Below are 25114 nucleotides of genomic sequence, written 5' to 3'. Positions count from 1 at the left end.
TCAGCGTCCAATTTCGCGCGGCTAAATTGCACTCTGACCCCGGTTTCTCGACCCCGGTCTTTCTTCGCTGTTTCGCTTCGATGACGGCGACTTCGAAGACCTGGACCGCACGATCACTGGGCTGCCAGACCGGCCAAGATCAACTTCTCGGCATCGCGTTCCAAATCGATTGATTTGAATCAACACCACCCCTGATCGAAATCAATTGATTCGACTTGAACAATCAACAATGGATTATTTGCTCACATATTCTTGATCCCGATCAAGGCGGCAGATAATCCCAGGACACATAGTGTTTCCACGCCAATAACAAGCGAACGGAAACAAAGGAGACACCCCAGATGAATGTCCTGAAGACCAGCCTGCTCGCCGCCGCGATCGCACTCGCAGCCTCCCCTCTGCTGTCCAGTCCGGCCCAGGCGGTCGACGCCAAGGACCTCGTCAACGCGACGCTGCGCGATGCGCCGGATCTGGCCAACCTGCCGCGCCAGCATGTCGAACTCAAGCGCCCGCCGTTCGTCCACGACCACGACCAGGTGGCCAAGGGCGGCCCCAAGGTCATCCAGTTCACGCTGCCAATCGTCGAGAAGGAAATCGTCATCGACGGCCAGGGCACCACGATGCATGCGATGACGTTCGGCGGCTCGGTGCCGGGTCCGCTGATGGTCGTGCACGAAGGCGATTATGTCGAACTCACGCTGGTCAACCCCGCCACCAACTCGATGGTGCACAACATCGATTTCCATGCGGCCACCGGCGCGCTGGGCGGCGGCGACCTGACGGTCATCCAGCCCGGTGAGGAAGTGGTGCTGCGCTGGAAGGCCACGCGTCCGGGCACGTTCGTCTACCACTGCGCGCCCGGCGGCCCGATGACGCCCTGGCACGTGGTCTCGGGCATGCAAGGCACGGTAATGGTGCTGCCCCGCGACGGCCTGAAGGACGGTGACGGCAAGCCGCTGCACTACGACCGCGCCTACTACGTCGGCGAGACGGACTTCTACGTCCCGCGCGATGCCGACGGCAACTTCAAGACCTATGGCTCGCATGCCGAGGCGCTGCCCGACACGTTGGCCACGATGAAGAGCCTTACGCCCTCGCACATCGTGTTCAACGGTGCCGTCGGTGCACTGACGGGTGAGCACGCAATGACCAGCAAAGTCGGCGAAACGGTGCTGCTGGTGCATTCCCAGGCCAACCGCGACAGCCGCCCGCACCTGATCGGGGGCCACGGCGACTACGTCTGGGAAGAAGGCAAGTTCAACAACGCGCCGGCCAAGGATCTGGAGACCTGGTTCATCCGCGGCGGCTCGGCCGGTGCCGCGCTCTACACCTTCCGTCAGCCGGGCCTGTATGTGTACCTCAACCACAACCTGATCGAGGCCGTCCTGCTCGGTGCGGCCGCACACATCAAGGTCGACGGCGACACGTGGAATCACGACCTGATGACCACGCCGGCCCCGGCCGGCCCGATCAAGGCCAGCACCAGCCTGGCGCTGCCTGCCGACAAGTAAGTCACGCGCTCTCTCCAGCGCCCTGGGCCACCTCTGCATTGCAGGGGTGGCCTGTCTTGTTGCGGCCTGCGTCGGATCGGCGGCGTGGCCGCACGACCGGACACACCGGAAGCCACACGCCCCGAATGCATGCCCACCCATGCCGATAGCACCGCCCTCCCCCGCGCGCCGGGAAGGTGAGACAAGAGGCCGGCTCGCGACCCCATGCGCAGCGCGCGGGAATCCGGGGATTCATTGCCGAAGGCGCTCTGCCGGCGATGCGCACCGGGCGTGCACGACCGCATGCTGACCGTCGCGACAGGCGCGCGCGGCAGTGACACAGCGCACGCGCATCGGTGCGGCGATCCACCCATGGCTCGACTTGCGCGACGACCTCGACGTCTGCGTATCGTCGAAGACACGCAGGCCATCGCCGTGGCATCGATTTTGAGCGCTCCTGTCTCGCCCGTGGCGGCGCACGCTCAGAGCAGGTAGAAGAGCCCCAATGGGTGATGCGCACGGGCGATGCAATAGATCTGCCCGAACGTCAGCAACGCGACGACATAGAGCACGATGCGCGTACGCCGCGACCGCTTGTCGCCGAAGGCCAGAATGCCCAGCACGACGTAGACCACGATCAGCACCAGCTTGGTCGCCAGCCAGCCGTTGGCATAAAGCGCGCCAGGCAGGATGGTCAACAGCATCATCGCTGCGGTCAGCAGCGCGGTGTCGATCGTATAGCTGGCGTAACGCACGACGGCCGCCTTCGGCCAGCGCATGCCGGCAAGCAGCGCCGCACCCCGCAGCGCGAACAGCGCGCCGCTGGTCAACGCCAGCCCCATGTGCGCGTGCTTGATCTGGGGATAGAACTCGATCATCGAAACGGACCCTCGACGCGAAGCCGGCCAGCGCGCCAAGGTCGCGACACGGCCGGCGATGAAAGCAGCAGCATGCCCGACGCCCCTGCGACCGTCATCCGGGCTTGCCGTCGGCGCGCGGCGACAGATAGATGGCGCCGATACGGGCGACCCACGGACCGAGCACGACCAGCCATCCAAGCGCGGACACCGCCAGCCACAGCATCGTGTCGGGCAGCACCTCGGCCGAGATCCGCAGCGCGGCGACGACCTGGATGCCAACGAACGCCCACCACGCGGTGCCGGTCATGCGCAGCGGGCGCCCGGAATGGCCTTGGGTGACGCGCGTCACCATCGCCACCAGCACGCTGCCGAACAGGCCGATGAACAAGGCGTGGGCCGGCGCACGACCGAGCAGGAACGTGCCGGTCTGCAGATACAGCAGGCTCTGCGCGGCATGCAGTCCGAACGTCACCGGCCACCACAGCAGCCCGAAGAACAGTGTCGTCAGCAGCCCAGGCGCAGCGCCCCGCGGCCACCAGCGCCACAGGGTATACAGAGCCAGAGCGAGCATCGGCAGATCGACCAGCCACAACCAGGCGTAGGCGTGTACGAGCTCGAGCGCCAGATGCGCGGCCAGCAGTGCCCACATCGCGCCGAGCCACCACATCGGCCGCCAAGCGACGTAACCAGGCACGGCATTGCCGGCGAAGAACGGAAACATCCGGTGCGCGACGGTGAGGTATACAGGCGCCAGCAAGCCGAAGGTACCGAGCTTGATGCTGACGAACACCAGCCAGGGCGAGCCGGTCGCAACGAACCCGGCGAAGCACACCAGCCCGGCCATGCCCAACCACAACGCGGCCAGGCACGACCAGGCATGCCAGGTGCGACCGCGCTCGGCCAGCACCAGCCGCGTCAGCAGCCACAACCCGGCGCCCCAGCCAGCCAGTGTCATGAGCAGGCCGATCGTCAGCGCGACCTCCAGCCCCATCGCCGCGCACAGCAACAGCCCCTGGCCGCCCATCAGCCCGATGCCGACCGGCAGGTACTGCCAGCGCGGCACCTCGCGCAGGCCCATCCAGCGAGGGAACGTGGTCAGCAGGAAGCCGAAGAAGAAGCTCGGCAGCACCTGGTACTGCATCACGAACGCATGCAGCCAGCCCGGATAGGTCGCGGCCTGCGGCATCGCGGCGCCCAGCGACCCGCGCTGGGACACGAGCCAGGCCGCCCACCACAGCATGGCCAGCAGCAGATTGCCCGCACCGATGAAAAACATCAGCCGGTGCGGCGCCACGGTCAACCACTGCGGAGAAAGACGGAATGCAGGTATTTTCATGCGGGCATCTTCGGCCCTGCGCCACCGGAACGTCGTTGACATGGGTCAACCCACCGCGCGACGGCGCCTCGAACGTCCGCGTCGGGTGTTCCGGTCCACGGTCGCACTCGCGTCCAGCGTCTGCAGCGCGATCGCTCTGAACCAGCAGGCGTCGTGGATGGGACATCCTCACCCCGGCACGCACAGAAGGACCGGGGCCGCATCGCAGCCCGACCGCGACCTGCGGTTGGTGCACATCAACGAAGCGGGGACACCATCCCGTCGCCGGGGGCTGCCTGTGCGCCCGCATCCACGGCCGACCGGCACTCAGTCGCGCAGCACGTGGTGGGCCAGGGCCTCCAGCGCCACCGGCTGCAGAATCTCCAGGTCGCGGCGGTCCACGCGCAGCATGCCGTCGTCCTGCATCCGCCGCAGCACGCGGCTGACCGTCTCCGGCGCCAGGCGCAGGTAGTTGGCGATGTCGGTGCGCGGCATCATCAACCGCAGCCGGGTGGCCGAAAAGCCACGCGCCGCGAAACGGCGCGACAGCGTGACCAGGAACGCGGCCAGCCGCTCCTCGGCGCTGAAGTTACCGGTCAACAGCGAGGCCTTGCCGATGTCCTGGCTCAGCAGGTTGAACAGGTGCCGCTGCAGCCCGGGCATGCGCCCGGCGAGCGTGGCCATCATCGGGAACGAGAACCTGCACAGCATCACCGTATCCAGCGCGACCGCATTGCAGGGGTAGCGGGCGCTGTGAATGGCGTTGAGGCCGATGACCTCGCCGGGCAGAAAGAAGCCCAGCACCTGCTCGCGGCCATTGCCGTCGATGACGTAGGTCTTGATGGTCCCGGCGCGCACCGCGGCGATCGCGTTGAACGGCGCCCCCTCCCGGAACACGTAGTCGCCCTCGCGGAACGGGCCGACGTGTTCGACCAGCACATGCAGGTCACGCAGATCGGACTTGTCGTAGCCCTCGGCCAGGCACGCCGAGGAGAACGCACAGGTGCTGCAGAAGCGGATCTCGTCGCCGTCGTCGGCCATCGGGCTGGGCCGCGCTCGCGGCTCAAGGCCGGCCATGGGCGAACTCCGGACGCGCGGCGTCAGATCGTGCGGGAATAGCGGGGCTGCTCACTCGGCTTCTGCAGGTACCGGTCGAAACACATCGCGATGATACGCAGCAACGGACGTCCTCTGGACGTGGCCCGGATCGTCGTGGGCGTGCACTCGACCAGCGCATCGGCCTGCAACGGCGCCAGCGCCGCCAGCTCACCGGCGAAATAGGCTGCAAAGTCGAGTTCGTAGGCGCGCTCGATCGCGCCGATGTCGATCTCGCCCTGGCACATCAGCCGCTGGATCAGGTCGGCGCGCAGCACGTCGTCGTGGCCGAGCACCAGGCCGCGCCAGATCGGCAGCGTGCCGGCGTCGATCGCCGCTTCCCACTCGCTCAGGCCACGGTGGTTCTGCGAGAAGCTGTCGCCGACATGGCTGATCGCACTCACGCCCAGCCCCACCAGATCGGTCTGCGCGTGCGTGGTGTAGCCCATGAAATTACGGTGCAGCCCGCCCTCGCGCTGGGCCCGCGCCAGTTCGTCGTCGGGCAGTGCGAAGTGGTCCATGCCGACGTAGCGGTAGCCCGCCGCCGCCAGTTTCTCGACCGCCAGGCCCAGCAGCGCGAGTTTCTCCTCGGGTGCTGGCAGCGTGGCGGCGTCGATCTGGCGCTGCGGCCGGAACACATCCGGCAGGTGCGCATAGCCATAGATCGCGAGCCGGTCGGGACGCACCTGCATCACGGTGTCGAGCGTGCGGCCGAAGCCCTCGAGCGTCTGCTTGGGCAGGCCGTAGATCAGATCGACGTTGAGTGAGCGCATGCCGTAGCGACGGCTGGCCTCGATGATCTCCAACGTCTGCTCGACGCTCTGGATGCGGTTCACCGCAGCCTGCACGGCCGGGTCGAAATCCTGCACACCGAGGCTGGCGCGGTTGAAGCCGATCTCGGCCAGGCGGCCGATGTCGTCAGGGGTGACGAAGCGCGGGTCGAGCTCGATCGAAAAATCGCGCGCCGGGTCCTGGCTGAAGCGGAAGTGCGACCCGAGGCTTTCGACCAGCTCGGCGATCTGGTCGGAGCCGAGGAAGTTCGGTGTGCCGCCGCCCAGGTGCAGCTGCACCACCTCGCGATCGGCGTCGAACAGCGGCGCGACCATCGCGATCTCGCGATGCAGGCGGTCCAGGTAGACCTGCCCGCGTGCCTCGTCGCGGGTGATGATGCGGTTGCAGCCGCAGTAGAAGCAGGGGCTGCGGCAGAACGGCACGTGCACGTACAGCGACAGCTGGCGTGGGATCGGGTCGTCGTTGCCGCGCCTCGCAAGCGCCTGGAAGTCGACCTCGCCGAAACCGGGCAGGAACTGCGGCGCGGTCGGGTACGAGGTGTACCGGGGCCCGGGCCGGTCGTAGCGGCGCAGCAGGTCCGGGTCGAAGGGCCAGTCCTGCGGACAGGCGGAAGCGATGGTGGTCATGCGGCCAGTATCCGCGACAGGGTGTCGCTCCCGCCTTGACTGAAGTCAATCCGATCAACCGGATACGCGCATTCAGGTACAACGAGTCGCGGGGCGCGTGCGCCGCGGCACACGCGAAGACTCGAACCGGTGTCCGCTGCGGTGCCGGGCGGATGCAAGACGCCCGTGCACAGGCCTCAGGGCCGAGGTCCGAGCCGCCCCTCCATCGCCTGCGCAAGCCGGGCGCGCAGGTCGGCGCGCCGCGGCGGCGCGTCGAGCACGAACACGCGCAGCCCGTGTGCGGGCACGGTGGCCTGCAGCCGGTCGGTCACCGCACGCGTGCCGCCGTCGAGCGCGTCGCGCCAGGCTCCTGGCTCGAGCCAGCGGGTCACTTCGGCCTGCCACGGCGCTTCGCCCTTGTTGAGCAGCACCAGCGCGATCTGCGCACGACCGTCGACATCGAGCACGCGGTAGAACGCAGCATGGTCGCCGACGAGCCCGAGATCGAGCTGCAGCCCGCGCTGCAAGGCCGGGGTCGTGCGGCGCAGGTTCGCGACCCTTGTCAGCGCGGCGTGGATCGGATGCGCGGCGGCGGCATCGACGCGCGCCTGGCCGAAGTAGGCGCGATTGCCGGCATGCTCGGCGCGGCCGCGCATGAAGCCGGTCTCCGAGCCGTAATAGATCACCGGGATGCCGCGCGCCGTGAACAGCCAATTGTGCGCGTCGATGAAGCCGGCATCGCTGGCGTCCATGCGCGGCATGTCGTGGTTGTCGTAGAACGTCGTCAGCTCGTAGGGGTTCGCGTACGGCCCGTTTTCCAGATGCAACGACGGCGCCAAGCGCTCGAAGCCCGCACCCTTGGCGAAGACCTCGTCCATCGCCTGCTTCATCGGGAAATCCAGCACGCTGATGCCGCCATTGCCGGGCCATGTGTGCTCGGCGATCCGGTTGGCATCGAACTCGAACGCCTCGCCGAACATGAAGAAGCCCGGATGCCGGGCGCGGATGCGCTCGGCGAAATCGCGCCAGAACGCATGCGGCATCCAGGCGATGGTGTCGACCCGGAACGCATCCGCGCCCTGGTCGATCCACTGCAGGTAGGCACCAGCCAGATAGTCCATGACCGCAGGATTGGCGGCGTCGAAATCGCCGAGCTGGGCGAGGTTGCCGTCGAAGATCGAACCGGTCTTCGCGTCGACCGGGCCGACGTTGCTGTAGAACGCGTGCAGCGGGTTGCCCGCCGGGTCGAGTTGCTGCGGCGGCAGGTTCTGGTGGTCGGCGACCAGCCTGCCCTGCGCATCGAAGATCTGGCCGAACCCGGGCTGCGCGCTGGGCATCGTCCACGACGGCGAGCCGTGGTTACCGACGATGTCGAGCACGGTCTTCAGGCCCGCGGCGCGCATGCCGTCGGTGAAACCGCGGAAATCGAGATCGGCGCTGGGCAGGTGTTCGTCGAGCCTGTAGAAGTTCGTGCCCCAGTAGCCGTGGTAGCCGGTCTTGCCGCGGTCGCTCAGCGTGCTGTTGCAGGCGATCGGATCGCCGCCGGTGAACGCCTCGTCGGGATTGTCGACGATCGGCGTGATCCACACCGCGCCAAAGCCCATGGCGCGGATGTAGCCGGCGTTGTCGAGCACGCCGCGGAAGTCGCCGCCCAGGTAGCCGATGTTGCCATCGATGCCGTCCGGACACCGGACCGGGATGTCGAACGTGCGGTGCGCCCCGCCCTGCTCGCGGCGGTCGTTGCTCGGATCGCCATTGACGAAGCGGTCGGTGACCACGAAGTACACCGCGTGCTCGGCGAACGGCTCAAGCGTGCCGTAGACGCCTGTCGTCTCGGCGACACCGGGTGCATCGCGCGTCGCGACATGGCTGCAGCCGGCGCACAGCAGCGCGGCGAGCAGAAAGAGGGACGTTCGCGGCATCGCGCGGCTCCTGACGTGGGAACGGGAGGAAAGATCGGCCGGTCGGGCCGCGCGGCTCACGCGCCACGCGGGCGCGAGACCCGCAGCACGCACAGGCCCGCGAGCGCCAGGCTGGCGCCGCCGAGCATCAGCACCCGCATCGGTTCGCCATCGAACACGCGCCCGAGCAGGAAGCCCAGCGTACTGACCGCCACCAGCTGCGGAATCACGATGAAGAAATTGAAGATGCCCATGTACACGCCCATCTTCTCGGCCGGCAGGCTGTCGGACAACAGCGCATAGGGCAGCGACAGGATCGAGGCCCAGGCAAACCCGACACCGACCATCGAGGCGAGCAACCAGCGCGGATCGTCGACGAATGCGATCGACAGCAGACCCAGCGCACCCAGCATGAGGTTGACCAGGTGCGCGCCGCGCAGGCCCACACGACGTGCCAACCACGGGATCACGATCGCGGCCAGCGCGGCGAAGCCGTTGTAGGCGGCGAACAACACGCCGACCCAGTTGGCGCCATCGTTATAGGCCGCCGACTGCGGATCGCTGCTGCCGTAGTGGGTCTGCGCCACCGCCGCGGTGGTGTAGATCCACATCGCGAACAGGCCGAACCACGAGAAGAACTGCACGACCGCCAACTGGCGCATCGTCGTGGGCATCGCATGCAGGTCGGCAGCGATCGTGGTCAGCATCCGCTGCGGCGCGAGCCGCGCGGCGACCAGCCGCAGCAGGCCGTAGCCCAGCGGCAGGCCCGCCAGCACATAGAGCATGCGGTCCAGGCCGAGCGCGGCCACCGCGACGATGCCGGCCACGCCGACCAGCAGCCAGGCGAGTCCGCCACCGGCCGGCGGCACCGACGCGTCGGCGGCCGGCAGCGCGCCTTCGGGCGTCGCGTCGTCGAATGTGCGCAACACGTCGGGCGGGTACTCACGCGTGCGCACCACCGTCCACAACACGGCCAGCAGCAGCACCGCACCGCCGAACCAGAACGCATAGCGCACCGTATCGGGCACCTCGCCCGCCGCGGCGGTATTGGCGACGCCCGCCTTGGCGAGCACGAACGGCAGCGCACTGGCGATCACCGAGCCGATGCCGATGAAAAAGCTCTGCATCGCGTAGCCGGTCGGACGCTGGCGCGGCGCCAACTGGTCGCCGACGAAGGCGCGGAACGGTTCCATCGACACGTTCAGCGACGCGTCGAGCACCCACAGCGTGCCGGCGGCGATCCACAGCTCGGGCGAGGTCGGCATCACCACCAAGGCGGCGGTCGAGAACAGCGCGCCCCACAGGAAGTACGGGCGACGGCGGCCCAGCCGCGTCCAGGTCCGGTCGGAGAAGTAGCCGATCACCGGCTGCACCAGCAGGCCGGTCAACGGGGCGGCGATCCACAGGCCGGGCACCTGCTCGATGTCGGCGCCGAGCGTCTGGAAGATGCGGCTGACGTTGGCGTTCTGCAGGGCGAATCCGAACTGGATGCCCAGAAAGCCGAAGCACATGTTCCAGATCTGCCAGAACGACAGTGACGGTTTGCGGTTGCCCATCGCTGGCAGGCCCCTCCCAAGGTCCGCTGCGCCGACGCAGGCTGCGCAGGCCAAGCCATGGTAGCGAGCGCGCGCTCAGCGGCGGCGACCTGCATACGTATTCATGGCGCAGGCTCGGGACGTGCGCTTTCGCAGGCGACACGGCATCGTCTACCGTCCCACCGCGCCACAGAAGGCGACAGAAGGCAGAGAGCGATGAGCGACAGCAGGTGGTGGCGGGGCGCGGTGATCTACCAGATCTATCCGCGCAGTTTCATGGACAGCGACGGCGACGGTGTGGGCGATCTGCCCGGCATCATCGACCGTCTGGAGCATGTCGCCAGCCTGGGCGTGGATGCGATCTGGATCTCGCCGTTCTTCCGTTCGCCGATGGCCGACTACGGCTACGACATCGCCGACCAGTGCGACGTCGATCCGATGTTCGGCACCCTGGCCGACTTCGATGCGTTGTTGACCAAGGCGCACGCGCTGGGCTTGAAGGTCATGATCGACCAGGTCTTCAGCCACACGTCCGATGCGCATGCCTGGTTCGAGGAGAGCCGGCAATCGCGCGACAACCCCAAGGCCGACTGGTACGTCTGGGCCGATGCCAAACCCGATGGCACGCCGCCCAACAACTGGCTGTCGATCTTCGGCGGCCCGGCCTGGCGTTGGGACCCGCGGCGCTGCCAGTACTACCTGCACAACTTCCTGTCGAGCCAGCCCGACCTGAACTTCCACAACCCCAAGGTGCAGCAGGCCACGCTGGACTATGTGACGTTCTGGCTCGACCGCGGGGTCGATGGCTTTCGCCTGGATTCGATCAACTTCTGCTTCCACGACGCACAACTGCGCGACAACCCGCCCAAGCCCGAAGCGCTGCGTGTGGGCCGTGGCTTCGCACCCGATAACCCGTACGCCTTCCAGTACCACTGGTACAACAACACCCAGCCGGAGAACATCGGCTTCCTCGAGCGGCTGCGTGCGCTGATGGACGAGTACGGGGATGTCGCTGCGCTGGGCGAGATCTCGGCCGAGGATTCGTTGGCGACCACCGCCGAGTACACCAGCCCCGGCCGCCTGCACATGGGCTACAGCTTCGAGCTGCTGGTCGACGATTTCAGCGCCGGCTACATCCGCGACACGGTCGAACGCCTGGAAGCGGCGATGACCGACGGCTGGCCGTGCTGGGCGATCTCCAACCACGACGTGCAGCGCGCGGTCACGCGCTGGGGCGGTGCCCAGCCCAGCGACGATTTCGCCCGGCAACTGGTCGGCCTGGTCTGCGCGCTGCGCGGTTCGGTCTGTCTGTACCAGGGCGAGGAACTGGGGCTGCCGGAGGCCGAGGTGCCGTTCGAGCAACTGCGCGACCCCTACGGCATCGCGTTCTGGCCGAACTTCAAGGGCCGCGACGGCTGCCGCACGCCGATGCCGTGGACCGCCGACGCCGGTGCCGGCTTCACCACCGGACAGCCGTGGTTGCCGATCCCCGATGCGCATCGCGCGCGCAGCGTCGAGGCGCAGTCGCGCGACGACGGCTCGGTGCTCGCCACCGTGCGCCGCTTCCTGCACTGGCGCCGCGGCCAGCCGGCGCTGGTCGCCGGCGCCCAGCACTTCGTCGATGCGCCGGAGCCGATGCTGGCCTTCGTGCGCGGCGACGGCGACGACCGGATGCTGGCGGTGTTCAACCTGTCGGGCGCTACGGTCGAGTGGACGCTACCCGCCGAGCTCGCACACCTGCGTGTGCTCGACGGCCATGGCCTGCCGGCCGGTGCAGTCGATGCCGGCCACCTGCGCCTGCCGCCGCACGCGGCCCTGTTCGCTGCGGTGGACTGAGGACGTGCGCCCATCGCGCATCGCGCGGTACGGCATGCTCGCCGCCGGTCTGCTGGCCTGCGGCGGCGCCCTCGCCGCCCCGGCCGGACTGGCCGACTGCGACACGCCGGACTTCGCGCGCACGCTGCACCCCGTCCAGGCCCGCGCGCTGCCCGATCACGCCCGCGCCCACTGGCTCGATCGCCATCTGCTGCGCTGGCCCGGCACCGTCGCCGCATCGGGGACCCGCTTCCGGCTGTATCACGCCGCCGGCGCCACGCTGGCCGCACTGACGGGCGCGACCGTGCGGGGCCACGATGGCGCGCTCGAACTCGCGGTCCGCACCGCTCCGGTGCCTGCGGCGTTGATCGACCGCTTCGCGTTCGTCGGCGAGGGCGTCACGTTGGAGACCGATGCGGACGCCGCCGCGCTGTCGACGCTGCATCGCGGCCAGCTCCTGCTGGTGCACGAAGACGTGCACGGCCGCGTCCTCGACGCGACCGCACTCCAGCATGCCGGCGCCCTCGACGACCTCTACGCCGCCGCGACCACGCTACCGGACCTCGGCGTGCACCCCGGCCCCACGGGAACCGCGTTCCGGCTGTGGGCGCCCACGGCGCAGTCGGTCGCACTGTGCCTCTACGACGATGCCGACGCGCCGGCCGCCGCGGTCCGCACGCTCGAGCGCGATGCCGCAACCGGCAGTTGGTCGACAGTGGCCCCGGGCGATCTGTCGGGCCGGTCCTACCTGTGGCTGGTCGACGTGTTCGTGCCAGGCACCGGCATCGTCCGCAACCGCGTCACCGATCCCTACTCGGTCGCGCTCACGGCCGACTCGCGGCGCAGCGTCGTGTTCGACCTGGACGCGCCCGCGCTCAAGCCCGAAGGCTGGGACACGCATGCCGCGCCCGCGCTGCGCGCCGCGACCGACCAGGTGGTCTACGAGCTGCACGTGCGCGACTTCTCGCGCGACGACGCCAGCGTGCCGGCCGCCCAGCGCGGGCGCTACGCCGCGTTCGCGCAGCCCGATTCGCACGGCGTGCGCCACCTGCGCCGGCTGCGCGCAGCCGGCGTGACCGATGTGCATCTGCTGCCGGTCTTCGACCTGGCCACGGTGCCGGAGGTCGGCTGCCGCTCGCCCGACGTGCCCAACGCTGCGCCCGACAGCGAGGCGCAGCAGGCCGCGGTGATGGCGGTCGCGGCGCACGACTGCTTCAACTGGGGCTACGACCCGCTGCACTTCAACGCGCCCGAAGGCAGCTTGGCCAGCGACGCGGCGGACCCGGCCACGCGTATCGTCGAGTTCCGGCAGATGGTCCAGGCGCTGCATGCGCTGGGCCTGCGCGTGGGCATGGACGTGGTCTACAACCACACCAGCGCCTGGGGCCAGGACCGGCACTCGGTGCTCGACCGCATCGTGCCCGGCTACTACCACCGCTACGATGCCGACGGCCGCGTCGCACACTCGACCTGCTGCGCCAACACCGCGACCGAGCACGCGATGATGGCCAAGCTCATGATCGATTCGGCCGAACTGTGGGTGCGCCACTACCGCATCGATTCGTTCCGCTTCGACCTGATGGGCCACCAGCCGCGTGCGGCGATGCTCGCGCTGCAGGCGCGCGTGGACGCGGCCGCCGGACGTACGGTGCCGTTGCTGGGCGAAGGCTGGAACTTCGGCGAGGTCGCCGACGGCGCGCGCTTCGTGCAGGCCTCGCAGCAGTCGCTGGGCGGCACCGGCATCGGCAGTTTCAGCGACCGGGCGCGCGACGCGGTACGCGGCGGCGGGCCCTCGGACAGCGGCGCGGCCTTGCACGCCCACCGTGGCTGGATCCACGGTCACGCCGACGCTGCGCTGCTGCGGCGCCAGGCCGAGCTGGTCCGCGTCGGTCTGGCCGGTACGCTGCGCGACTACCGCCTGCCCGACGGCCGCACGCTCGCGCAGGTCGACTATGCCGGCCAGCCGGCCGGCTTTGCGACCCAGCCCACCGAGGTCGTGAACTACGTCGAGAACCACGACAACCAGACGCTGTTCGACATCAACGTGTTCCGCCTGCCGGCCGATGCCGACATCGAGGCACGCGTCAACGCGCAGGTGCTGGCCATCGCCACCACCGCGTTCAGCCAGGGCATCGCCTACCTGCACGCCGGCGTCGAGCTGCTGCGTTCCAAGTCGCTGGACCGCAACAGCTTCGACTCGGGCGACTGGTTCAACCGCATCGACTGGACCGGTGCCGTCCACGGCTTCGGCGCCGGCCTGCCGCCGGCCCCCGACAACCGCGCCAACTGGCCGCTGATGCGCCCGCTGCTGGCTGATGCGATGCGCATCCGCCCCAGCCAGGGCGATGTGCTGCGCACGCGCGACATGAGCCTGGACCTGCTGCGCATCCGCGCCAGTACACCGCTGTTCCGGCTGCCCGACGCCGCACAGGTCCAGGCCCGCCTGCGCTTCCCCGGCGCCGATGCCGACCCGACGCTCGTCGCCGGGCATCTGGATGGCCACGGCCTGGACGACGCCGGCTTTGCCGACGTGCTCTACGCGATCAACGTCGCCGACGAGGCACGCACCCTCGATGCGCCCGAACTCGCCGACCGTGCGTGGATGCTGCACCCGGTGCACCGCGCACCCGAGGCCGCCGATCCGCGGCCGCGCGAGCGGGCCAGAATCGATACCGCACGCGGCCGCTTCACCGTGCCGCCGCGCACGGCGCTCGTCTTCGTCGTGCCCGCCGACGCAGCCCGATCGCCCACCAGCGGGCAATGACACCACGCCTCAGGCGCGCAGTGTGGCGCCGCCGTCGACGTACAGGTCCTGCATCGCGATGTGGCCGGCCTGCTCGGACAGCAGGAACATCGCGGCATGTGCGATGTCGACCGGCTCGGCGAGCTTGCCGAGCGGGATGCCGCTCTTGAACGTCTCCAGGCTGCCAGCGATGACCTTGGCCTCGCCGTGGGCGTCGGCCCACATGCCGGTCTGCATCGGCGTGCGCGTGGAGCCCGGCGCGACGAGGTTGCAGCGGATGCCAAGCGGCGCGAGTTCCAGCCCCAGACAGCGCACGAACATCGTCGCCGCGGCCTTCGACGCGGCGTAGGCCGCCATCGCATGGCGCGGAATGCCCGCGGCATTGGACCCAACGACGACCAGCGCACCGCGGCCACGCGGCGCCATGACCCGGGCGAGTGCACGGCCGACATGAAACACGCCGTCGGCATTGACCGCGAACGTGCGCCGCCACTCCGCATCGCTGGTTTCGAGCACCGGGGTCGTCGACAGCACGCCGGCGACATGCGCGGCGAGGTCGATCGGCCCGACCTCGGCCTCCACCTGCGCGACCAGCGCATCGACTGCAGCCGCGTCGGTCACGTCCAGCGCGAACGCATGCATCGGCGCGACGCCGGGCGCCTCGGTGCGTTCGGGCGCGCGCACGTCGGTCGCGATCACCGTCGCGCCGCTGGCGCGCAGCAGCGCCACGACCGCCTTGCCAATGCCGCCGGCCGCGCCGGTGACCAACGCGATCCGGCCTTCGAATCCTGTGAGTTGCATGGGAGGTCTCCGCAATCAGTGTTCGTGGACGCGCGCGTGCGATGTCCTTGTCCTGGTCTTTCGATCGCGCCAGGACATCGCACGCCGCGCTCAGGGGCGTGGGTCGAATGCCGCCAGCCGCGCATCGAGCAGCGGTGCGATCGCCGCCGTCGCATCGCGCCCGGTCAGTTCGCCGTGCCGGAACGGCAACTCGACCGCCTCGACCCGCGCCGCGTGCGCCTGCCACAGCGCCGACTGCAACTGCGGCCGGTCGACATGGTCCAGGCCGGCGCGCACGTGCAGCAGTGTGCCGTCATAGCGTGTGTGGTGGTGCAGGCGCACGAGCCGGTTGGTATCGACGACCGCACGCACGACGCCGTCGAGCACATCGCCCGGCAGGTTGCCGAGCGCGCTGTCGCCGCGGCGCAGGAACTCGACGATCGCCTCGCGGCTGCGCAGGTCGGGATGGCGGTCCGGGTCGTAGCCGGCGATCGCCAGCAACGCACGCAGCGCATCGACCGCGTCAGGCTCGGGCTCGGCGCGCCAGCACTCGCTGGGATAGGCGTCGAGCAATGCGAGCAGACCGACCTTGCGACCGAGCGCCTGCAGCCGCACCGCCATCGCCTGGGCGAGGATGCCGCCGACCGACCAGCCAAGCAGGTGCAGCGGACCGTCCGGCTGCAGCGCGGCCACGCGGTGGGCATAGTCGTCGGCCAGCGCGTTGATGCTGCCCGGCAGCGGCTGCGCCAGGTCCAGCGCCGGCGACTGCAGGCCGTGGACGTCGCGCCGCGGACGCAGCGCGCGCGCCAGCTCCCGGTAGCACCACGCGATGCCACCGGCCGGATGCACGACGAACAAGGGCGCGCGCGCGGGCGCCGCGTCGCCACGTGCCAGCGCGATCGTCGGGCCGAGGCCGTGGTCGGGCGTGGCGGCGTCGGCATCGAGCAGCGCGGCGATGCCGGCCACCGTCGGCGTCGCGAACAGCGCGCCCAGGCCCGGATCGCGACCGAACTGGTGCTGGATCGCCAGCAGCAGGTGCACGGCCGACAACGAATCGCCGCCCAGCGCGAAGAAGTCGCCATCGCCGCCGACGCGCGCGACGCCCAGCGCCTGCGCGAACAACCCGGCGACCGCGACCTCGGTCGGCGTGCGCGGCGCCACGAATGCCCCGGTGTCGAACGCCGGGGCCGGTAGCGCATCGCGGTCGAGCTTGCCGTTGGCGGTGACCGGCCAGGTGTCCAGCGCGACGAAAGCGGCCGGCACCATGTAGTCGGGCACCTGCGCGGCGACAGCCGTGCGTAGCGCCTGCGCATCGAACGCTCCGGCGTCGACCGGCTGCAGGTAGCCCACCAGGCGTCGATCGCCGGCGCGGTCTTCGCGCACGATCACCGCCGTCTGCGCCGCCTGCCCGCTGGCGACGATCGCCGCCTCGATCTCGCCCAGTTCGATGCGCAGCCCGCGCAGCTTGACCTGGTGGTCGCTGCGGCCGAGGAACTCGATGGCGCCATCGTCGCGCCAGCGCGCGAGATCGCCGGTGCGGTACAGGCGCCCGCCGGGCCGATGCGGATCGGCGATGAACCGCTCGGCGGTCAGATCGTCGCGGCCGAGATAGCCGCGCGCGAGCTGCACGCCACCCAGGTACAGGTCGCCGACCACCCCGGGCGGCAGGGGACGCATGCGCGCATCGAGCACGTCCAACTGCGTGTTCCAGACCGGAAAGCCGATCGGCACCGGGCGCGACGTGTCGTCGGGCGAGGCCGGCCAGAAACTCACGTCGACCGCGGCCTCGGTCGGCCCGTAGAGGTTGTGCAGTTCAGCGCGTACGCAGCGGTGGAAGCGATCGCGCAGCTCGGCATCCAGCGCTTCGCCGCTGCAGAACACCCGGCGCACGGCCAAGCCATCGGCCTCGGGCGCCGCCAGGAATGCGGCCAGCATCGACGGCACGAAATGCAGCGTGGTGATGCCGCGCTCGCGGATGAGCCGGGCCAGCGCGACCGGATCGCGATGCGCGTCCGGCGGCGCGACATCGAGCACCGCGCCCGCGATCAACGGCAGGAAGAACTCCCAGACCGAGACATCGAAGGTCGCCGGCGTCTTCTGCAGGATGCGATCGGACGCGTCGATACGATAGTGCGTGCGCATCCACTCCAGGCGGTTGACGATCGCGCGATGCTCGACGACCACGCCCTTCGGCTCGCCGGTCGAGCCCGAGGTGTAGATCACGTAGGCCGCATCGCCGGGCTGTGCAGGCGACACGAATGGCGCGTCGGCCGCCCCACCTCCCCCGCTCGCGGGGGAGGGCTCGATCGCCGCGGTCGGTGCCAGTATCCGGGAAGCCCCACCTCCCCCGCCTGCGGGGGAGGTCGGCGCCGAAGGCGACGAGTGGGGGCCGGACGCGCCGAGGCGGTCGCCCCCACCCAACCCTCCCCCGCTCGCGGGGGAGGGCTCGATCGCCGCGGTCGGTGCCAGCATCCGGGAAGCCCCACCTCCCCCGCTTGCGGGGGAGGGCTCGATCGCCGCGGTCGATGCCAGCATCCGGGAAGCCCCACCTCCCCCGCCTGCGGGGAAGGGTTCGGTTCCCGTCTCGGTCACCCGGAGGACAGGCCAGTCGTCCGGTGCAAACAGCGACACGTCGCCGGGCCACCGGGGCGCGGTGTCGCGCGCAGCCAGGACGCAGAGCGGCTGCGCCGAGCGCAGGATGCGGGCGAGCCGGTCGTCCGGATGCGCGAGGTCGAGCGGCAGGTAGGCGCCGCCGGCGCGTAGCACCGCGACCAGGGCGATCACGAGGTCCAGCGAACGCGGCAGCGCGACGGCGACGACGCCGTCCCGTGCGAGCCCGCGCGCCCGCAGTGCCCGCGCCAGGGCGCGGGTCCGGCGATCGAGCTCGGCGTAGGTCAGCGTCGTGTCGCCGAAGACCAGCGCCGGTGCGTCCGGCGTTGCCGCCATCGCCGCCTCGAGCAATGCGGCCAGCGTCGTGTCGGGCAACGGGTGCGCGGTCGCGTTGAAATCCACCAGTGCGCGTCGCGCCTCGTCCGGCGTCGCCAACGGGATATCGTCGATGCCCTCGGCCGTGCAGGCCGCGGCGAGAAACGCCTGCAGCCGCTGCGCGTGCGCGGCGATCTCGTCGGCGCGATACAGGTCCGGATTGGCCTCGAACTCCAGCTCGAGCGCGCTCGCCCCATCGCCACGGAAGCCGATCGTCACATCGTCGATCGGCCCGGTCCCCAGGATCTCCAGTCGCACCTGCGCGCCATGCAGCCGCGGCGGGCGGTAGAACGGCTGGACGTTGACCAGCGGACCGTGCAGCCGGCGCTGGCCGCCGATCAGGCCGAGGTCGCGGCGCAACTGCTCGCCGCGGTAGCGGCCGTGGCGTCGCCCGCGCACCAGCGCACGCGCAGTCGCCTGCACGAACTCGGCCAGCGAGGCGCCGGGCATCGTCGGCACGCGCAACGGCAGCACGTTCATGACCATCGCCGGCACCCGCGCGCTCGCGCTGCCCAGCCGGCCCATGTACGGCACCCCGATCACCGCCTCGGCCTGCCCGGCCATGCGTCGGCAATACTCGGCCGCCAGCGCGGTCAGCACGTCCGGCCAGGGCTGCTCGAGCCGCTGCGCGAGCGCAAGCAGGCCGGCGCGCAGGTCGGCGTCGAGCCCGACGCTCAGACGATGGCAGCCGTGCGCGGCCGGCGCGAACCCCGCGCCGAGGCCGGAGACCGCCGACATGCCAGCGAGCGTCTGGCGCCAGTAGGCCGCGTCCTGGCCGCACTTGTCCGAAGCGGCATAGGCCGCGTCCTCGGCGATCGCGCCCGCGAACGGCGCGAACGGCGCGCCCGCGTCATCTCCGCCGCACGCGGCGCCGTACAGCGCCAGCGCACGCTCAGTCAGCAACGCCATGCCGTAGCCGTCGATCGCCAGATGGTGCACGCGCAGATACCAGACGAAACGCGCGTCGCCGAGCACGTACAGCCGCTGCAGCGCCAGCCGGTCGCGCGTCGGGTCGACCGGCGTATCGCGGTCGCGCACCATCGCCGCCCGCGCAGCGCGGTCGGGCGCATCCAGGTGCGACAGATCGACGACCTCCAATGGCGGCAGATGCGCGGGATCGACGCCCATCCGCGGACCGTCGGCGGTATCGCGCATGCGCAGCGACAGCGCCGGCGCCTCGGCCGCCGCCTGCTCGGCCGCGCGCACGAATGCGGCCACGTCCAGCGCCCCGTCGATCCACAGCGCATGCGCAGTGTTGAACGCCGGGTTGTCCGGCGCCAACCGCTGCGCGTACCACAGGCCCGACTGCGCCTGGGTCAGCGGCCAATCGCCGGACACCGACACCACGGACGCCTCCACCGCCTCGGCCATCAGACGGTCTTCTGCTGCAGGCCCTGCACCACGCGCCACCAACCGGCCAGCGTGGTGTGCTCGGCCAGGTGCGAGAACTCCAGCGGCAGGCCGGACTCGCCCCACTTCATCACCAACCCGAGCACGCGCATCGAGTCCAGGCCCAGGTCCATCAGATTGTCGTCATCGCCGATGTCCTCCGGCGCCTCGCCCAACTGCCGGGCGATGTCGGCGCGCATGCGCGCCAGGGTCAGCGGATCGCTCATGGCAACAGCTCCAGAATCCGGTCGGTGGTCAGCGGAACGCCGCAGGTCCGCGCGATCCAGTGCAGCGCCCTATCGTGGTCGGCGCGGGTGAAATCAGCGACGGCATCGGCGGCGACGAACGTCTGGATGTCGCGCTGGAACGCCTCGGTCGCCGTCGAAAGCACACCGATGTGGGCGTAGACGCCCGTGATCAACACCTGGTCGCGACCGCGCGCCCGCATCAGCGTCTCGAGATTGCTGCGCTGGAACGCGCTGTAGCGATGCTTGACCAACACATGGTCGCCCTCGACCGGTGCGAGCGCGTCGACGATCGCCTCGTGCTCGGGCGTCGCACGCATGCCCGGCCCCCACAGGTCGGCCTGCAAGCCGCGATCGCGCCGGTCCTGATTGCCGCGCTGGGCGGTGTAGAACACCGGAATGCCCCGGCTGCGCGCATGCGCCAGCAACCGCGCCAGGTTGGCGATCGCCGGCGCGATCGGCGCCGCCTGCGCCTCGTAGGCCGCCAGGAAGTAACGCTGCATGTCATGCACGAGCAACGCAAGACGCCCCGTCTCGGGTTGCCACGGCCCACGCGCGGCCGGCAACTCGGCCGCCGTCGGCAACGGGTACGTAGGAATCGTCGGAAGGCCCATGTCTACTCGCTCAATCCTTCTGCAGTCGTCAGTGCACGCCCGACATTCGCCTCGAAAGACAGTGTCACGCAGGCCAAGGACCTGCTTGCCGGTTCGGTCAGGCCACTTCCGGCTTCACAGGTATCAGCACGTACCGAAGGCACCATCGACACGTCGCCGGCAGCGGACTGATGGCCGGTGGCCGCGCCAAGCGCGCCATGGGTGAGCCCGCTCTGCCTGCGCGGCGCATGCCGCGCGAGCGGGCGAACGCCCGGCGTGCTGCGCCGGGCCGGACCGATCCGCGAAGCGGAGCGGGTGTGCGCCCAAGTCATGGCACGGTGCCCTGACCGAGGGACAAGCGGCTGCCGGCCAGCAAGCCGATGCCCAACCAACGCGGCAACCGCGAACGGATGACCGATAGTGCGCACCCAAGTCAGGACACGACGCCCTGACCGAGGGGAAAGCGGCTGCCGGCCAGCAGGCCGAGGCCCATCCAACGCAGAAGCGAAAGACAGTGCCGCGCTCACCGGAGGCACGATCGAAACGTTGCCAGCAGTGGACTGGTGGCCGGTGGCCGCGCCAAGCGCGCCAGGGACGGTGCGCGCCCGAGTCAGGGCAGGATGCCCTGACCGAGGGACAAGCGGCTGCCGGCCAGCAGGCCGATGCCCAACCAACGCGGCAACCGCGAACGGATGACCGACAGTGCGCACCCAAGTCAGGACACGACGCCCTGACAGAGGGGAAAGCGGCTGCCGGCCAGCAGGCCGAGGCCCCACTAACGCGGCAACAACGAACGGATGACCGGCGGCCACGCCAAGCACACCATCGGTGATACGCGCCCTGATCACGCACCCTGCTCCGCAAGAAACCGCGCGCGCAACTGCGCACGCAACTCACGGCGGCTCACCTTGCCCACCGCCGTCGTGCCGAACGCATCCACGAACACGATCTGATCGGGCACCTTGAACCCCGCCAAGCCCCGCCCACGCACCCAAGCCTTCAACTCGGCAGGCCGCGGCCGCGCCTGCCCCGGAATCACGAACGCACAGCTGCGCTCACCGAGGAAATCGTCCGGGATGGACACCACCGCCGCATCGAACACCTGCGGATGCGCAAGCAGATGATCCTCGATCTCCTCGGCCGAAATCTTCTCGCCCGCCCGATTGATGTGATCGGTCGCCCGCCCCTGCACCACCAGATTGCCCTCGGCCGTGCGCAGGACCATGTCGCCCGTGCGGTACCACCCATCGTCGGTGAACGAGCGCGCATTCGCCGCCGGATCATTGTGATAGGCGCGGATCGTATACGGACCGCGCGTGAGCAGATGCCCCGTACTGCCCTCAGGCACCGGCGCGCCGTGATCGTCGACGATCAACACCTCGTCGTCGGGACTGATCGGCCGCCCCTGCGTGTGGATCACGACCTCGTGTGGATCGTCGAGCCGGGTGTAGTTGACCAGGCCCTCGGCCATGCCGAACACCTGCTGCAGCGTGCAGCCCAACCCCGCGATCACCCGCCGCGCCGCCTCGGGCACCAGCTTGGCACCGCCGACCTGCACCACGTGCAGGCTCGACAGATCGTGCGCCGTCTTGCCGGCCGCATCGGCCCACAGCAGCGCCAACGGCGGCACCAGACCGACGCAGGTCACGCGCTCGCGCGCGATCAACGGGAAGGCCACATCCGGCCCCGGCCCCGGACTCAACACCACGCGTGCGCCTGCGTACAGCGCGCCGAAGAAGCCCGGCGAGCTCATCGGGAAATTGTGCGCTGCTGGCAGCGCGACCAGGTACACGCTGCCACGATCGATCCCGCAAATGGCGTTGCTGGCGCGGAAGCTGTAGATGTAATCGTCGTGCGTGCGCGGGATCAGCTTCGACAGTCCGGTGCTGCCGCCGGAGATCTGCAGGAACGCGACCGACTGCGGATCGGGATCGCCCGGCAACGCGGTGCGATCACCATCGAGCGCGGCGACCGACGCGAACTCCGCGCCATCGCCGACCACGCACACGTGACGTACCGCCGGCACCTCGCGCTGCAGGTCGCGGGCCAGCGTGCGGTAATCGAACTGCTCGTACGTCTCCGCAGCGATGTAGCCGCTGGCCTCGGCCTTGCGCGCGAAATGCGCGACCTCGGTCAACCGGTGCGCCGGCAACGCATACACCGGCACCAGCTGCGCGCGGAACAGCGCGCAGACCACCGCAATGAACTCGGGCACGTTGCCCAACTGCACGACCACCCGATCGCCCGGTGCCAGGCCTTGCGCCAGCAAGCCGGCGGCGATGCGCTCGGCCTCGGCCCACAGCTGCGCGTAGGTCCAGTGCACCGCACCGCCGACCACAGCGATCGCATCGGGATGCGCCGCGACGCGCGCGCGCAGGAAGCCGGGAAAGGTCTCGCCGCGCCAGTAACCGGCCGCGCGGTAGTGCGCAACCCGCTCATCGGGCCAGACCTGGCGCAGCGGCAGGCGCTGCGGGGCGGAAGTGTCGCTCATGGCATCCTCGATCGAATCAGGCAGCGCGCACGTCGTCGATGTCCAGCGCATCGAGCAGCGCGCGGAACTTGGCCGCGGTCTCGTCGACCTCGAGCGCCGGCTGCGAGCCGGCCACGATACCCGCACCGGCGAACAGGCGCATCGTGCGGGCCTGCACGCGCGCGCAGCGGATCGACACGTACCAGTCGCCGTCGCCCTGCGCATCGGTCCAGCCCACCGCGCCCGCATAGAAGCCGCGACCCACTGGCTCAAGTGCACGGATCGCCGCCAGTGCGCTCTCGCGCGGCGTGCCGCAGACCGCCGGCGTGGGATGCAAAAGGCCCGCGAGCGCGGCCGAGGACAGCGACGGGTCCTTCAAGGTGCCAACGATGCGTGTGCCCAGGTGCCACATCGTCGCGGTCGCATGCAGCGCCGGCGTCGACGGCGCCTGCAGCCGGCTGCACAGCGGCGCGAGTGCATCGACGATCGCCTCGACGACATGGCGATGCTCGTCGTGGTCCTTGGCCGAATCCAGCAGCGCCTGCGCGGCGCGCGTGTCCTGCGCCGGGTCGCGCATGCGGCGCGCCGAGCCGGCCAACGGATGCGAGACGACCTCCAGGCCGCGCCGCGACACCAGCAGTTCGGGCGTGGCCCCGACCAGCCAGGCCGGCGCCTCGCCCACCGCCACCGGCAGTGGCGCGACATACGCGGTCACGCTGGCATCGGTGCCCAGGCGCGCCGCCAGGGCCAGGGGATCGATCTTTGATGCGGCATCGATGCGCAGGCTGCGTGCGAGCACGACCTTGCGCAGCGGCGCAGCGGCGTCCTCATCGTGCAAGCGGTCGAGACAGCGCGCGACCGCTGTCGCGTAGGCCTCGGCGGCCGGTTCGGCCACATGGCCGCACAGCAGTGGCGGCCAGGCCACAGCCGCCACCGCATCATCGGACGTCGACAGGCGTGCAGGCTGGTACAGCGCATCGTCGCCGTGCGGGTCGAACGGCAACGCCCCGACCAGCAGCGCCGGCCCGGCGCGATCGTCGGCGAAGAACGCAGCCACCCGGGCGCCGAGCGTCGACGTCGGCCCCGCAGGCAGCGATGCCAGCCGGCCTTCGGCGGCCATTCGCCGCGCTGGGCCGAGCAGGCGAAACCAGGTCGATGCCGCAGTCTGATCGCCATCGCCGACGATCGCCTCGGGCCCGGCGGTGTATGCCGCCTCGGTCATCGCGCCGCCTCACGCGGGTGCAACGCCGCAGCCGCCGACAGCACCAGCAGCACGGCACCGATCAGCAGATAGGGCGCACTGGGCGAGACGCGGTAGAACAGCGTGCCCAGCAACGGGCCGACGACCATGCCCAGGCCTTGGACCGAGGCGATCGTGCCGGCGGCCGCGCCCTGCTCGTGCGCCTCGACCGAATCGGCCGCCAGCGCCTGGAACGACGGAAACACCATGCCCATGCCGAAGGCCGCCACGCTGTAGGCCAGCAGCAACTGCCATTGCACGGCCACCAGCGCCGATGAGGCGAAGCCCGCCGCCGAAATCAGCGCGCCGATCGTGATCCAGCGCGCCGGCGGCACTGCGCGCAGCCGCATCACCAGCGCCTGGGCACACATCAGCCCCAGGCCGACCGCAGTCAACGACAGCCCGGCCGCGCGCGCACCGTCGGTCGGCGACAGGCCCAGCCGATCGATCGCGAAAAAGCCGACGACGACCTGCGCGATCGTCACCGAGACCATCGCCGCGAACACCGCGTAGACCGGCAGGCGCAGGCGGCGATCGGCGACCGACATCGCCGGACGCGGGCCGGACCGCGGCGTCGATGCGACCGGCGTCGCGGGCAGCCGCCACCACAGCACCAGCAGCGACAGCAGCGGCAACGCCGCCGCCAGGTACAGCGCCAGCGCGATGCTCCGGTAGGCGATCCAGCCGGCCGCCGCCGGGCCCAGCACCATGCCGACCGCGTTCGCGCTGCCCAGCCGCGCCATCACCGCACCGCGGCCGCCCGGCGGCACTGCGTCGGCGACCAGCGCCGCGGCGGTCGGCGGCACCGCGGCATAGAACAGTCCGACCAGCGCCCGCGTCGCCACCAGTGCGACCACCGACAACAACACTGCCGGCGGATGCCGCAGCGCCAGGTCGACGAAGACGGCCATCGCGATGTAGACCAGGGCATAGCCGACCAGGCCGGCGAGCAGGACGCGCCGGCGTCCGATACGGTCGCTCAGCGCGCCCCAGCGCCGCGCGGACAGCATCCACAGCACGCCGGCGGCGGTCACCGACAGACCGGCATGCCACTCCGCCAGCCCCAGCAGTCGCACCACCGGTCCGACGACGGCAACGAAGGCCATCATCGCCATCGTCCCGGCGAACGCGGTGAACACCAGCGCCGACAGGCCGGGCACGCGGGGGGACGACGCGGGGACAGCGGACATGCACAGATCTCGATCCGCCGGCGGGGCCGGCGACAGGGGACGGAGACGACGGATCCGTCGCCTCGCGCCGG

At 70.2% G+C, this 25114-nt stretch carries 16 protein-coding genes; 3 read left to right on the top strand and 13 right to left on the bottom strand.

Annotated features, from left to right (window positions below; genetic code table 11):
• The first annotated feature begins 341 nt into the window (after window positions 1-341).
• A complete protein-coding gene (nirK, locus tag ABE487_RS00455) occupies window positions 342-1511 on the top strand; it encodes a copper-containing nitrite reductase (protein WP_346443501.1) in 1170 nt (389 codons plus the stop codon).
• A 461-nt stretch (window positions 1512-1972) separates the two neighbouring features.
• On the opposite strand, the gene ABE487_RS00450 is transcribed toward nirK, so the two are convergent.
• The 6 genes from ABE487_RS00450 to ABE487_RS00425 all read right to left on the bottom strand — a co-directional run bounded on the left by ABE487_RS00450 (window position 1973) and on the right by ABE487_RS00425 (window position 9614).
• A complete protein-coding gene (locus ABE487_RS00450) occupies window positions 1973-2368 on the bottom strand; it encodes a SirB2 family protein (RefSeq protein ID WP_346447800.1) in 396 nt (131 codons plus the stop codon).
• A gap of 94 nt (window positions 2369-2462) precedes the next feature.
• Window positions 2463-3686, bottom strand: coding sequence for an NnrS family protein (locus ABE487_RS00445; RefSeq protein ID WP_346452013.1), 1224 nt, complete (start codon window positions 3684-3686; stop codon window positions 2463-2465).
• Window positions 3687-3992: 306 nt separating this feature from the next.
• Window positions 3993-4742 (bottom strand): helix-turn-helix domain-containing protein, encoded by a 750-nt coding sequence (locus ABE487_RS00440; protein ID WP_346452012.1) that lies wholly within the window; start codon window positions 4740-4742, stop codon window positions 3993-3995.
• A gap of 23 nt (window positions 4743-4765) precedes the next feature.
• Window positions 4766-6178, bottom strand: a complete 1413-nt coding sequence (gene hemN / locus ABE487_RS00435) for an oxygen-independent coproporphyrinogen III oxidase (RefSeq protein ID WP_346452011.1) — start codon at window positions 6176-6178, stop codon at window positions 4766-4768.
• Window positions 6179-6354: 176 nt separating this feature from the next.
• The gene (locus ABE487_RS00430) at window positions 6355-8079 is read right to left on the bottom strand and encodes an alpha-amylase family glycosyl hydrolase (protein WP_346452010.1); all 1725 of its coding nucleotides are present in this window, start codon (window positions 8077-8079) and stop codon (window positions 6355-6357) included.
• A gap of 56 nt (window positions 8080-8135) precedes the next feature.
• Window positions 8136-9614 (bottom strand): MFS transporter, encoded by a 1479-nt coding sequence (locus ABE487_RS00425; RefSeq protein WP_346452009.1) that lies wholly within the window; start codon window positions 9612-9614, stop codon window positions 8136-8138.
• Between the two features lie 195 nt (window positions 9615-9809).
• On the opposite strand from ABE487_RS00425, the gene ABE487_RS00420 reads away from it, so the two are divergent.
• Both ABE487_RS00420 and ABE487_RS00415 read left to right on the top strand, forming a co-directional pair.
• On the top strand, window positions 9810-11429 hold the full coding sequence (locus ABE487_RS00420) for an alpha-glucosidase (protein ID WP_346452008.1): 1620 nt from the start codon (window positions 9810-9812) through the stop codon (window positions 11427-11429).
• 4 nt (window positions 11430-11433) lie between these two features.
• On the top strand, window positions 11434-14172 hold the full coding sequence (locus ABE487_RS00415; RefSeq protein WP_346452007.1) for an alpha-1,6-glucosidase domain-containing protein: 2739 nt from the start codon (window positions 11434-11436) through the stop codon (window positions 14170-14172).
• 9 nt (window positions 14173-14181) lie between these two features.
• Here the strand turns inward: ABE487_RS00415 and ABE487_RS00410 are convergent, their stop codons facing one another.
• The 7 genes from ABE487_RS00410 to ABE487_RS00380 all read right to left on the bottom strand — a co-directional run bounded on the left by ABE487_RS00410 (window position 14182) and on the right by ABE487_RS00380 (window position 25043).
• Complete coding sequence (locus ABE487_RS00410) at window positions 14182-14952, bottom strand: 2,3-dihydro-2,3-dihydroxybenzoate dehydrogenase (RefSeq protein WP_346452006.1); 771 nt, start codon at window positions 14950-14952, stop codon at window positions 14182-14184.
• A 90-nt stretch (window positions 14953-15042) separates the two neighbouring features.
• A complete protein-coding gene (locus ABE487_RS00405; protein ID WP_346452852.1) occupies window positions 15043-19287 on the bottom strand; it encodes an amino acid adenylation domain-containing protein in 4245 nt (1414 codons plus the stop codon).
• On the bottom strand, window positions 19287-19532 hold the full coding sequence (locus ABE487_RS00400; protein WP_346443484.1) for a phosphopantetheine-binding protein: 246 nt from the start codon (window positions 19530-19532) through the stop codon (window positions 19287-19289). Before ABE487_RS00400 ends, ABE487_RS00405 begins: the two co-directional genes overlap by 1 nt.
• Complete coding sequence (locus ABE487_RS00395) at window positions 19529-20164, bottom strand: isochorismatase family protein (protein ID WP_346452004.1); 636 nt, start codon at window positions 20162-20164, stop codon at window positions 19529-19531. The genes ABE487_RS00400 and ABE487_RS00395 overlap by 4 nt, the downstream gene beginning before the upstream one ends.
• Before the next feature lie 823 nt (window positions 20165-20987).
• On the bottom strand, window positions 20988-22634 hold the full coding sequence (locus ABE487_RS00390) for an AMP-binding protein (protein ID WP_346452003.1): 1647 nt from the start codon (window positions 22632-22634) through the stop codon (window positions 20988-20990).
• 16 nt (window positions 22635-22650) lie between these two features.
• The gene (locus tag ABE487_RS00385) at window positions 22651-23835 is read right to left on the bottom strand and encodes an isochorismate synthase (RefSeq protein WP_346452002.1); all 1185 of its coding nucleotides are present in this window, start codon (window positions 23833-23835) and stop codon (window positions 22651-22653) included.
• Window positions 23832-25043 carry an MFS transporter gene (locus ABE487_RS00380; protein WP_346452001.1) on the bottom strand — a complete coding sequence of 404 codons (1212 nt, stop codon included), beginning with the start codon at window positions 25041-25043 and terminating at the stop codon, window positions 23832-23834. Before ABE487_RS00380 ends, ABE487_RS00385 begins: the two co-directional genes overlap by 4 nt.
• Between the last annotated feature and the right edge of the window lie 71 nt (window positions 25044-25114).

This window comes from Luteimonas sp. TWI596 (assembly GCF_039674105.1).
Lineage (GTDB): Bacteria > Pseudomonadota > Gammaproteobacteria > Xanthomonadales > Xanthomonadaceae > Luteimonas.
The sequence above is the reverse complement of the archived record's forward strand: the minus strand, read 5'-3'. Positions and strand labels throughout refer to the sequence as shown.